General features: G+C 69.0%; 11 protein-coding genes. 4 read left to right on the forward strand and 7 right to left on the reverse strand.

Annotated elements, in window-relative coordinates:
* Window positions 1–2,118 (forward strand): alpha-glucosidase (locus K8V11_RS13450; RefSeq protein ID WP_303915307.1); only part of this gene is annotated, 2,118 nt, incomplete at its 5' end.
* An 81-nt stretch (window positions 2,119–2,199) separates the two neighbouring features.
* Window positions 2,200–2,514, forward strand: a complete 315-nt coding sequence (locus K8V11_RS13455; protein WP_303915309.1) for a helix-turn-helix transcriptional regulator — start codon at window positions 2,200–2,202, stop codon at window positions 2,512–2,514.
* Between the two features lie 30 nt (window positions 2,515–2,544).
* On the opposite strand, the gene K8V11_RS13460 is transcribed toward K8V11_RS13455, so the two are convergent.
* Both K8V11_RS13460 and K8V11_RS13465 read right to left on the reverse strand, forming a co-directional pair.
* Window positions 2,545–4,215: a DNA repair helicase XPB gene (locus tag K8V11_RS13460; protein WP_303915312.1), complete on the reverse strand. Its 1,671-nt coding sequence runs from the start codon at window positions 4,213–4,215 to the stop codon at window positions 2,545–2,547.
* Between the two features lie 41 nt (window positions 4,216–4,256).
* On the reverse strand, window positions 4,257–6,641 hold the full coding sequence (locus tag K8V11_RS13465; RefSeq protein WP_303915315.1) for a helicase-associated domain-containing protein: 2,385 nt from the start codon (window positions 6,639–6,641) through the stop codon (window positions 4,257–4,259).
* A 152-nt stretch (window positions 6,642–6,793) separates the two neighbouring features.
* Between K8V11_RS13465 and K8V11_RS13470 the strand changes: the two genes are divergently transcribed.
* Window positions 6,794–6,985 carry a hypothetical protein gene (locus tag K8V11_RS13470; protein ID WP_303915317.1) on the forward strand — a complete coding sequence of 64 codons (192 nt, stop codon included), beginning with the start codon at window positions 6,794–6,796 and terminating at the stop codon, window positions 6,983–6,985.
* Window positions 6,986–7,247: 262 nt separating this feature from the next.
* Here K8V11_RS13470 and K8V11_RS13475 read toward each other — a convergent pair whose 3' ends face one another.
* Both K8V11_RS13475 and K8V11_RS13480 read right to left on the reverse strand, forming a co-directional pair.
* Window positions 7,248–7,892, reverse strand: coding sequence for a transglycosylase family protein (locus K8V11_RS13475; RefSeq protein ID WP_303915319.1), 645 nt, complete (start codon window positions 7,890–7,892; stop codon window positions 7,248–7,250).
* 359 nt (window positions 7,893–8,251) lie between these two features.
* Window positions 8,252–8,512 (reverse strand): hypothetical protein, encoded by a 261-nt coding sequence (locus K8V11_RS13480; protein ID WP_303915322.1) that lies wholly within the window; start codon window positions 8,510–8,512, stop codon window positions 8,252–8,254.
* A gap of 163 nt (window positions 8,513–8,675) precedes the next feature.
* On the opposite strand from K8V11_RS13480, the gene K8V11_RS13485 reads away from it, so the two are divergent.
* Complete coding sequence (locus K8V11_RS13485; protein WP_303915325.1) at window positions 8,676–9,071, forward strand: cold-shock protein; 396 nt, start codon at window positions 8,676–8,678, stop codon at window positions 9,069–9,071.
* On the opposite strand, the gene K8V11_RS13490 is transcribed toward K8V11_RS13485, so the two are convergent.
* The 3 genes from K8V11_RS13490 to K8V11_RS13500 form a co-directional block, all read right to left on the reverse strand.
* Window positions 9,068–9,604: a DUF2771 family protein gene (locus tag K8V11_RS13490; RefSeq protein ID WP_303915328.1), complete on the reverse strand. Its 537-nt coding sequence runs from the start codon at window positions 9,602–9,604 to the stop codon at window positions 9,068–9,070. The two genes, K8V11_RS13485 and K8V11_RS13490, sit on opposite strands and share 4 nt — an antisense overlap.
* Before the next feature lie 27 nt (window positions 9,605–9,631).
* Entirely contained in the window at window positions 9,632–11,152 is a 1,521-nt protein-coding gene (locus K8V11_RS13495; RefSeq protein ID WP_303915330.1) for an MFS transporter, read from the reverse strand.
* The coding region (locus K8V11_RS13500) for a glutaminyl-peptide cyclotransferase (protein WP_303915333.1) at window positions 11,149–11,431 on the reverse strand (283 nt) is incomplete at its 5' end. The genes K8V11_RS13495 and K8V11_RS13500, both read right to left, overlap by 4 nt.

Consider the following 11,431-nt stretch of genomic DNA (forward strand, 5'->3'; position numbering starts at 1 on the left):
TCGGGCGAGATCGTCATTGCTGACGAGGCGCGCGGCGAATATTCGCTCGGCGATTTCACCCTCGCCGTGAGCGACGAGCGCGTCGCAGTCACCTCTGCCGACGGCACGGTGTGGGCGAGCAACACCGGCTACTCCTTCCTCATGGCCGGCGCCGGCACCGTGGACTGGCAGGAAAATCGAGGCTACTTCTGGCCCTCCACCCGCCACGGCGAAAGTTGGAACTCCCAGAGCGTGGACCGAATCGTCGATGACGGCGGAGTTCTCACCCTCACAGGCACTCTGGGATCTCCGGGCTCGGAGCGTGAGTATTCCGCGAGCTTCACCCCGCGCCCCGGCGGCGGGATCTCGGTCGACGTCTCCGTGCCGGGTGCCGACACTGTGCAGTGGGTGAGCGAGAAGACTGGCGGCGCCGGGGTCCACGGCTTCGGCGAGCAATTCACGGACTTCGATCTCTCCGGCCGCCTCATCCCCATTGTTCCCAGGGAACAGGGCGTCGGCCGCGGTGCACAGCCGCTCACCTTGCTCGCCGACCTCACCAACGGCGGTGCGGGCGGGACCGAGGCGATGACGTACGCCGCATGGCCCACCTTCGTCACCGACGACATGCGCGGTGTCCGCCTCGACCCGGCCGCGGATAGCAGCTACGCGTTCGCCGTCGGCGACACCCGGGCCGCCGATCGCGTTGGCTTGGAGGTGTGGTCGCCGAACATCCGGCTCGAGCTCACCGCCGCGAATTCGCCGAAGGAGCTCATCGCGCAGCAACAGTCCGGCGTCGAGCGGCCACCGCTGGCGGGGTGGACGCAGGACGGCGCCATCGTCGGCGTCCAGGGCGGCACGGACAAGGTCCGACGAGTGGTGGACGACCTCGAGGCCGCCGGCACGCCAGTCGCCGGCGTGTGGCTGCAGGATTGGACCGGGCAGCGCACCACGGACTTCGGCGACCGCCTGTGGTGGACATGGCAACACGACAAGGCCCGCTATCCGGGCTGGTCCGAGCTCGTCGCCGAGCTCCACGAGCGCGGCATCCGCACCACGACCTACGTCAACCCCTTCCTCGTCGACGCCGCGCCCAAGGGCGATCCGTCCATCCGGAACCTCTGGAAGGAGGCGTCTGACGCCGGACTTCTCGTCCGCAACGCCGAAGGCGCGCCCTACATGCTGGACCAGGGCGGATTCTCTGCCTCGCTCGTGGATCTCACCGATCCCGCCGGGAGGGTGTTCATGTCCGACGTCATAGCCGAAGAGGTCTTGGCGGGCGGGGTCGACGGCTTCATGGCGGACTTCGCCGAAGGCCTGCCGATGGACGCGGTCGTCCACTCCGGGGATGCGGCCGAGCTGCACAACAGGTGGCCGCAGCTGTGGGCGCAGACCGTGCGGGAGGGGTGTGAGAAGGCGGGGCGCCCCGACTGCGTGACGTGGTTCCGCGCCGGCACACTCGGGATGGACTCGCAGTCTCCGGCGTTCTGGAACGGAGATCAGACCGTCGACTGGTCGAAGGAGGACGGGCTCAAGTCCGCGCTGCTCGGAACATTCTCGGCAGGCGTATCCGGCTGGCCCGTCGTGCACTCGGACATCGGCGGTTATACATCTGTAGATGCGATCGTTCACCAATTCGTTCGCGACGAGGAACTCCTCGCACGCTGGGGCGAGTACGCCGCGTTCGGGCCGATGTTCCGGAGCCACGAGGGTAACCGGCCCGCCGCGAACCGGCAGGTATACGACGAGGGCGAGCGGGATGCGTTCGCCCGCAACGCCCGGATCTTCGCCGCGCTGGCCCCGTACCGCGAGGGCGTGCTCGACGAGGCCGCACGCACCGGGGTGCCCGCCGTGCGGCATCCGTGGATCGAGTTTCCCGGCACCGAGGTCGCGCGGAGCGATACGCAGTTCATGCTCGGCGAGGCGATCATGGTGGCGCCGGTGCTGGAGCGCGGGCGCGACTCGGTCGACGTCGTCTTCCCGCCGGGGCGGTGGCGGCACCTGGTGACGGGCGAGACATTCGAGGGCGAGTCGCGGGCTTCCGTGGCGGCGCCCATCGGGCAGCCGGCAGCGTTCGTCGACGCCGACGATCCGCGGGCCGAGGAGATCGGGCAGGCCGTCGCCGCGGCGGCGCGCGGCTGAGCAGCGGCGGGGGAGTCTCGTTCGGGGGCGAGTGACCTGCATTCACGCCCCGAGGCGCGGGAATCCTGGCACGCTGGGTTTATGGCTACCGAATTTCACATTGATGGTTTTGTTGCACGAGCGGCTCGCGCGCTGAGCCAGGTGTCGATCGCCTTGGTCGCGAACCGCGCGGGGATGGATGCCGACCGACTCAAGCACTACGAGCGGGGCCTCGGTTCGGTGACGCAGGAGGAGGCGCAGGCGCTCGTCAAGGCCTTCAGCTACTACGGCGTCGTTTTCATCCCCGAGGACGACGATGGCGGCGTCGGCGTGCGCCGCAAATTCGGCCAGACCAAGGTCGAAATGATCGAGAACTGGGAGGGCGAGGGCGGCCCGGTCGGCGAGGACGACATCTAGAGTCCGCCGGGCCGGCCGCACGCGGCGTATCTAGTCGCCGAGCTGGGGCAGCTCCGGACCGAGCACGTCATCGGCGTCGATGATCCGGTAGGCGTAGCCCTGCTCGGTGAGGAAGCGCTGGCGGTGCTGGGCGTAGTCCGCGTCGAGGGTGTCTCGCGAGACCACCGAGTAGAAGTGCGCCTGCCCGCCGTCGTGCTTCGGGCGCAACAGGCGGCCGAGTCGCTGCGCCTCCTCCTGCCGCGACCCGAACGTCCCCGACACCTGAATGGCGACCGAGGCCTCGGGAAGGTCGATCGAGAAGTTCGCGACCTTCGAGACCACGAGGCAGGACAACTCTCCGGTGCGGAACTGCTCGAACAGCTTCTCGCGCTCCTTATTGGGCGTGGAGCCCTGGATGACGGGAACGTCGAGGGTGTCGCCGAGCTCGTCGAGCTGGTCGAGGTACGCGCCGATCACGAGCGTCGGAGCGCCCGCGTGCTGCTCGATGAGTTTGCGGACGACAGGGATCTTCGTCTTCGCCGTCGCGCAGATCTTGTAGCGCTCGTCCTGTTCGGCGGTCGCGTAGATCATCCGCTCGTTTTCGGTGAGCGTGACACGGACCTCCACGCAATCGGCCGGCGCGATCCAGCCCTGGGCTTCGATGTCCTTCCAGGGGGCGTCGTAGCGCTTGGGTCCGATGAGCGAGAACACATCGCCCTCCCGACCATCCTCCCGGACAAGAGTAGCGGTGAGCCCCAGCCGCCGGCGGGACTGGAGGTCCGCCGTCATACGGAAAACCGGGGCGGGAAGCAGGTGCACCTCGTCATAGATGACGAGCCCCCAGTCGCGGGAATCGAACAGGTCCAGCGCCCGGTAGACGCCCTTGGTCTTGCGGGTGATGACCTGGTAGGTGGCGATGGTGACCGGGCGGATCTCCTTCTTCTCGCCCGAGTATTCGCCGATCTCGTCCTCGGTGAGCGTCGTGCGCCGGACGAGCTCGCGCTTCCACTGCCGCCCGGAGACGGTGTTGGTGACGAGGATGAGCGTGGTCGCCTTGGCCTTGGCCATCGCGGCGGCGCCGACCATCGTCTTGCCCGCGCCGCAGGGGAGCACGACGACGCCGGAGCCGCCCGACCAGAACGACTCGGCCGCCATCTCCTGATAGTCACGCAGCGCCCACTTCTCCTCCTCCGTGGAGAGATCGATGGGGTGCGCCTCGCCGTCGACATAGCCCGCGAGATCCTCGGCCGGCCAACCGACCTTGAGCAGCTCCTGCTTGAGGTGGCCGCGCTCCGAGCCGTGGACGATGACCGTGTCCTCATCGAGCTGCTCGCCGAGCATGGGGGCGATCTTCTTGTGCCGCTTGATCTCGGCGAGCACGGCCTTGTCGAAGGACACGAGCACGAGGCCGTGGGCCGGATTCTTCACCAACTGCAGGCGCCCGTAGCGCGCCATCGTCTCGGCGACGTCGACGAGCAGCGGCTGCGGCACGGGGAAGCGGGCGTACTGCACGAGCACGTCGACGACCTGCTCGGCGTCGTGCCCGGCGGCGCGCGCGTTCCACAGCGCGAGCGGGGTGATCCGGTAGGTGTGCACGTGCTCGGGCGCGCGCTCGAGCTCGGCGAACGGTGCGAGCGCGCCGCGCGCCTCGGCCGACTGGGGATGGTCGATCTCCAGCAGCACGGTCTTGTCCGATTGGACGATGAGGGGTCCGCCACTCACGATTTCACGGTCCTTTCGCTCGAAAAGCGGTGCGCCGAAATTTACGGCGCGGGGGCCACGGAGATGATCCGTGACAGAGAGTATTCGCGGTGTTCGTCGGTGAGCGGGTCGATCCCGCTGACCCGGCCCGCCGCCACGCGCAGCGGCAGCAGCATGCCCGAGGAGGTGCGCCCGGCGGCGTCGACCACCGCGATCGCCACGGGCGTGGCGGCCGCGGCCGCGTCATGCAGCATGGTGACCGCCGCGACGCCGGTCTTGCGGCCGCTTCCGCCCCGCGCTCCCGCGACGCCTGCGGCCTGCTCCGCCGAGCGCATGCCGGCCACGGCAGTGCGCGCGGCTTGCGGGCTCACGCCGATCCACGCCGCGAGCTTACGCGCATCGCCGGGGTCCTCCGCGCGATCAGGGGTGATGCGGGCGCGCTGGCGCACGAGATCGACGATCTGCCCGCTGGTGTCCTCGGCGACCGGCGAATACCCGGCCTGCCGCAGCTGGGAGAGGACGTGGTTCGGGCGCGCGTTCGCGATGAGCACGGTCGGCGCGATCTGCCGGATCCCGAGCTCGGACGCCAGCGGCCCCTGGCCGAGCTCGGCTACCAGCGCCTGGTCATCCGAACGCAGGAATGACGTCGCACTTCCCACCCGCAGGGTGCCGTGCCGGCGCGCGACATCGGCGACCAGGTACTCGACGGACTGCGGAACCGGCGTGATCGACGCCGCGCGCAGCATCGCGAGAATGCCGTCCGCCGTGCGGCCGGTGTCGAGCGCGCGGCGCAGCGAGGCATCGGTGAGCCGGTACGTCGTCGCCGCGCCGGTGGATTCGACCTCCCCAATCGCGCCGACCTCGGCACCGAGTTCCGCCGTGAGCGGGCCCGGGGCGAGGATCGTGTTGTCGGCCTGCACGATGATCTCGGACACCGGCTCGGGCACGATCTGCGCGAGGGTATCGGCGAGCGCATCGGCGAGGCCGGCGCCGTCGCGGGCGGCCTCCCCGTTGTCCTCGCCGCGGTCCGCGGCGAGAGATAACTCGTGCGCCGCGCGGCCGGCCGCGGTGAGTCCCCATCCGGCGACTAGCCCGAACAGCCGCGCCTGGTCCACGATCTCGCGGATGTGTGGCATGCCGCGTCCGCCGATGAGCGCCGGGCGCAGCCAGCGCACGAGCTCGGGGAAATCCTCTGCGGTACTGTCCCGCTCCTCGGGCAGCTGTGCGAGCGCGGCGAGCGCGTCCTTGCGGGACTCGAGCACGCTCGGCCGCCACCGTTCCTCGGCGCGAATCGCGAGAACCGGCACGTCGATGTGGGTCTTTCCAGGCTGGTCCGCACCAGGCTCGGGCTGCCAGGGCGCGACCGGCATGCGCCACCATGCGGCCGCGAGCGCGGAGACACGGCGCGGCAACTCGGCCTCCAACCACGCGTCCGCGGCGGGTGTCGGCGCCCACGAATCGGAGAACGGCTCCTCGGCGACCTCCCCGTCGCCGGGGAAGATGAGCCCGGCCGCGTACAGCGTCTCGAGGACGACGACGGCCGCCGAGAGCTCGGTATCCGCGGCGGCGGCGAGGCGCCGTAGCTCGCGGATACCGACGCCACCGCCGCGCAGCTGCGACAGCGGGCTCTGCCCGAGGAGGTCGAGGATGCGGGTGGCGAGGTGGTCGAGCTCGATCGCCGCCACCCCGGCGCTGCCGTCGCGCCGGCCCGCACCCATCGCGGTTCCCGGCCACGGCGGCGGGGCGAGGATGTCGCCGCCGTCGGTGTCGTACCGCAGTTGGTACACCGCAGTGGCGACCGGATAGAGGATAGTGCCGTCGCGGCCGAGCCTGGCTATTCCCGCAGACACCGCTGTGTCGATGACCTCGCGAGTCGCCGCCGGCACGCGCGCCGAGAATTCCCCGCGGCACGCGGCCCCGCGCGCCAGGCGGGCGAGCAGCGCCCGCGAGCGGTCGTCCTCGGCGAGCGCGCGACTCACCGCCGCGGGGGTCGGATCCCCGTCCTGCGGAAGCACGATCTGCGCGCGGGCCGCGAAATCGCCGACGTCCGCCGTCATACGAAGATTGTCGTCCGGCCCCCACAGCAGGCCGCGGGTGCGGAGGCGATCGATTGCGGAGGTGACCCGCTGCTTCGATCCCGCCGGGCGGCGGCTGCCGGCGTGGGGGAGCGCGGCGTCGATGTCCTTCGCCGCGACGGGCCCGGCGAGCGCGCCGGCTTCCTCGGCGGCGAGCAGGACGGTCGCGGTCGGCAGGTCGAGCCGGTTGGCCTCGCGCCTGGCGGTTTGGGGCAGACCGAGCCGCGCGGCGAGAACCTCGAAAGATGACGGCGGAGGCGCCGTGACATCGGGCCGGGCGCGGAGCAGCGCGTGGAGGAAATCGTCCTCTGCCGCCGCCAGCCACGCCGCGAGGTCGTTCGCGGCCGCTGGGCGATGAGTTCGACGTGGCACTTTATCCACAGTAATTGGAAACCGCGGCGCGTGCCTCCCCGCCGGCCGGTGCGGGACCGCGCGCCGGGTTCCCTTGGGGTCTACCCCCCGGTCTAACCCGGCGTTCACCCCACGCGATGACAGGCGCGAGAAGGAATGCGATAATGGTCGGCGTGAGCACCCAGGATAAAGTTCTCGATACCACCGCATGGCCGGACGAGCGCTACGGCGAGCACCCGGTGACCGAGCTGGTCGCCTACGTCACCGGCGGACTGTCGCCGTACGGCAACGTCACGTTCCCCGTCGACGCGTCGACGCTGCCGTACGTGCACCCGTACACGCGCACCAACTTCTGGAACGAATAGTTCCTTTCGGCTATCGCACGGCGGAGTGCGCCGTGGCGTGATTTCGCCGTGTGGCGGTGAGTAGTTGCCCGCCTCGTGCCCTTAATGGGTGCGGGGCGGGTTTTTGCGTGCCGTGTTGTGGGAGTTCGAGCTACGCGCTGGGTTCTGACGCTCGGCCACGAGAGACGCGCCGGGAAATGGCGAAACGGCCGGGACGCGCGATGCGCATCCCGGCCGTTGCATGCATGCCCCGGTGGTTGGGGCGTGCGGAATTCGGTGAAGCTTAGTTCGAGCCGAAGTAGGTGGCCATGAAGTTGTCCACGGCCTCCTTGTTGTCGACGTAGTGTCCGTCGACCTCGTCCTTGTGCTCGTTGTACTGCGCAGCGACCTCGTCGGCCGGAACATCGATGCCACGTGCGGTGGCCTCGGCGATGAGGGTCGCGATGTGATCCTCGGCGGTCGGCTCTGCCTCGGCAGCAGGCGCCTCAGGGGCGGCCGGTGCGGGAGCCTGGTCGAAGTCGGCGAGGGTGCGCTCCTGCGGGGCGCCGCTCAGACCGAGCTGCGAGGAGCAGGACGGCCATGCGCCCCAGCCCTGGCCGGCGAGAACGCGCTCTGCAACAATGATCTGCTGCTCACGGGTTGCCTGGTTGGCGGTGGCGGCGAACTCGCCGCCGCCGTAGCCGCTCCAGGTGGACGGGGAGAACTGAAGTCCACCCTGGAAGCCGTTGCCGGTGTTGATGCCCCAGTTGCCGCCCGACTCGCACTGTGCGAGGGCGTCCCACTCGGAGATCGGGGCAGCGTTGGCTGCGCCCGGCGCGAAGAGGAAGCCGGTGGCGCCGACGGCTGCACCGGTGAGTGCGACCTTCGCGAAGGTCTTGGTGTGCGAGGAGGTCGTGGCGGTGCGGTGACGGCCGGTGTAGGTGCTCATACTTCGAGGGGTCCTAACGTTTTGGTTCATTTCGGTGGCGGGGCTTCCCTCGCGCGCCCTCTGGGCACTGCGTTCGGGAGTGCAATCGGTGCGCTCCGCCTCTTAACTCGCGGGGAGTCTGCGCTAAACGATAACGAATGAACAACAAATCGTCACCATTTCGAAATAAACGTGTCGCGGATTCCGCGGCGCGATGGGGGCGAAAATGCCGTATCAGCTGGTTTTATGTGGATTTGTTGTGATTCGAAGCACGTCCACTTTAGGTAACAAACGAATCACGAATCACAATAGTCGCACGTGTCGGCAAAAATGCAGGTCAAGGGTCCACATCGGAAAGCCGATGCCGCCGACGGAGGCATTTATCGTCTTTCGTTCCTCGGTCTGCGTCCCGACAGGAGGGCATAAATGATCGCTAAGACGAAGCCGAGCGGCGTGCACAGTATCCCGATGAGGTAGACCCACGTCGGCCCCTCATTGGAGGACGACAGCAGCGGGATCGCGATGGATGCGAGCACACCGATGACGCCCACCACGAAGAAAAACATGGCGGCGAAGAACAGCGGCCGGAACCTGGGGCTGCGGGGCGTAACGGTGCTGCGGGGAGAATCTGTGGCGCTCACGGTCCATTACTGTACCGAGCGGGAGAAATCGATGAACCGAATCCTCCGCAGTCGGGGTACTCTGGTATTTCTTGCGTCCTCGCCGGTGCCGGCGGGGAGATGGTGCACGAGGTGTCTGCGCGCGACGAGCGCGGACTTTTCAGGAAGTGAGGGATAGCCGGTCATGGCACGCGGAAAGGTCAAGTGGTACGACGCCGACAAGGGCTTCGGATTCCTCTCCCAGGACGAGGGGGAGGACGTGTACGTGCGCTCGGACGCGCTCGCGGAAGGCGTCGACACACTCCACCCGCGCCAGCGCGTCGAGTTCGACATGGTCAGCGGGCGGCGCGGTCCGCAGGCGCTTCGTGTCGAGGTGCTCGAAATCCCGGGCAAGCCGGCTGCGGCGGGCCGCTCGCGTAGCTCTCGCACCCCGGACCAGCTGCACGGGATGATCGAGGACATGATCACCCTGCTCGATTCCTCCGTGCAGTCTGAGCTTCGCCGTGGCCGGAGGCCCGATGCGAAGGTGTCTGCTCGGGTCGCCGAAGTGCTGCGCGCGGTGGCAAGCGAACTCGGCTAGTTCGCGGGGTCCAGCTTCAACGACCATTCGCCGGCGAGGATCGATTCCTCGCCGGCGTCGTCGTATACGGGCATCGGCAGGGTCGTGGTGAGCACGACCCCGCTGAGGAGGCCCTTCTCGGTCTCGGCGGGCACGGTGATCGTCTTCTCCGAATGCGCCGCGATGTCCTCCACGGACTCGGTCGCGGTGCCGTCGGGGGCTGTGCGCACGAGGAGCATCGAGAAATCGGTGCGGATGAGCTCGACCGGGAGCCCGATCGTGAGCGTCTGGTCTTCGCCGATGTCGCGGCTGAGCTGCTTCTCGTCGCCTCCGGAGGACTCGAGGGTTGCGTACTGGTAGGGCTCGGCGTTTTCGCTCCACGTGGAGGTCGCGAACCGCACCTCGGGGATCCGGCCGTACTGGTCCGCGCTGCCCCGCCATGCGGAGAGCACGGCGACGATGAGCAGGGCGCAGACGACGACGATGACGATGGTGAGTGGGCGGATCCGCCCACGCGAGGCGCCGGTGTTGCCAGAGGCCGAACGAGAAGACATATCTCTATCGTGCACGGCGCCGTGTGGCTACGACGATTCCGGGGCCGGGCGCTGTGGCCGGTTGCCCCCGACCCACGGGACGAGCGAGGTGCCCTTGCGGGTGAGAACGGCCTGGGTGACCATGAGCGCGCTGAGCACCGCGAGCACCGTGAATCCGATGGTGAAGTCGGTGGGCAGCAGCACGCCGAGCGCGCCGCCGAGGACCCAGGACATCTGTAGCGCGGTCTCCGAGCGGCCGAACGCCGACGAGCGCCCGCGGTCCGGGATGTCAGTCTGGATCGAGGCGTCGAGGGCGACCTTGCCCAGGGCGCTGGCGAGTGCGGCGACGAGCGCGAGCACGACCGCCGCCTCGACGTTGCCGAGGAACGCGGCGACGACGGTCGTCGCGGTGGCGGCGGCGCCCGCCGTCATCGTGATGCGGGTCGAGCGCCCGAGTGGGATGCGCGCGCCGAGCGCATTGCCGGCGAACGTGCCGATGCCCGCGGCCGCGCCCGCTGCGCCGAGCATCGCGACCTGTTCTGTTGCCGCCGCGCCCTCGGTCGACTTGGCGACGAAGGCGACATAGAGGGTCATGAACCCGGTGAGCATGCGCACCGAGGATTCGGCCCACAGGTTCGCGATGACATCGCGGCCTAGCGGGCGGGTGAGCACGCGGCGCATCTGTGCGAACCCGGCGCGCGCCGCGGTGCGGATGGGGGTCGTGGGCGCGGCCGCGGACGCGGCGCCCCCGGCCGCCCCTCCGAGTTCGTCGTCATGTCCGAAGTAGGCGAAGGACGCCGATTCGTCGCCCTCGTGGAACTCGGCGGACGCCGGGATCGTCATGCATAGGTACGCCCCGACGAGCGCGGCGATCGCGAGCAGCCACAGCACCTCCCGCGAATCGAACAGGTAGGCCACGCCCGCGGCGAGCCCGCCGGCGACCAGCGAACCGAACACGTGCCCGAGGATCGTAAGCCGCGAATTCGTGCGCACGAGGTCGAGCTGCGGCGGCACGAGATACGGCGTGCACGACGCGCGCACCACCCCGTACGTCTTCGACAACACGAGCATCCCCAGCGCGCACGGATACAGCAGCAGCGAGTTGAAGTTGAGCGCGAGGATCACGGCGAGCACGGCGCGCAGCGTGAACGTCAGCGACAGGGTGAAACGCCTGCCCCGGCGCAGCCGATCGAGCGCCGGACCGATAATCGGCGCGATGACGGCGAACGGCGCGACCGTCATGAGGAGGTAGAGCGCGACGTTGGTCCGCGATTCGGCGGTTGCCGCCGAGAAGAACAGCGTGTTCGCGAGGGCCACCGCGAGCATCGCGTCGATCGAGAAATTCGCAACGGTCGTGTACGACAGTTGCGCGAGGCCCGATTCGCGCGCGCCCTCCGCGTGGAACATGCGCCGCGGCAGGTCGATGACACGCCCGAACAACGTGAGGCGCTGGCGCGGGCCGGTCGACCCGGCGCCGCGGGGAGCGGAGCCAGGAGCCTGGCCGGGAGCGGTACCGTGGGCCGAACCCGAGCGTGCGCGCCCCCGGAAGGGAGGTCGCGATCGGGTCACTTGAGGCGGACCTCGTACATATTCGGCCACATCTTGCCGGTGACGAGGAAGGTGTCCGAGCCGGGCACCTTCGCGATGCCGTTGAGTACCGCATCGGGATCGGACGGGCGCGGCTGCTGCAGCTTGCCGAGATCCCACTGCGCGTCGACCTCGCCGCTCGACGGGTCGATGCGGACGATCTTGTCGGTCATCCACACGTTTGCGTAGATCCTGCCGTCCGAGCAGTCGAGCTCGTTGAGATTATCGACGCCCTTGGCCTTGAGAGTCACGTTGATCTCG

The organism is Dietzia timorensis (assembly GCF_020742175.1).
Classification (GTDB): Bacteria; Actinomycetota; Actinomycetes; order Mycobacteriales; family Mycobacteriaceae; genus Dietzia; species Dietzia timorensis_A.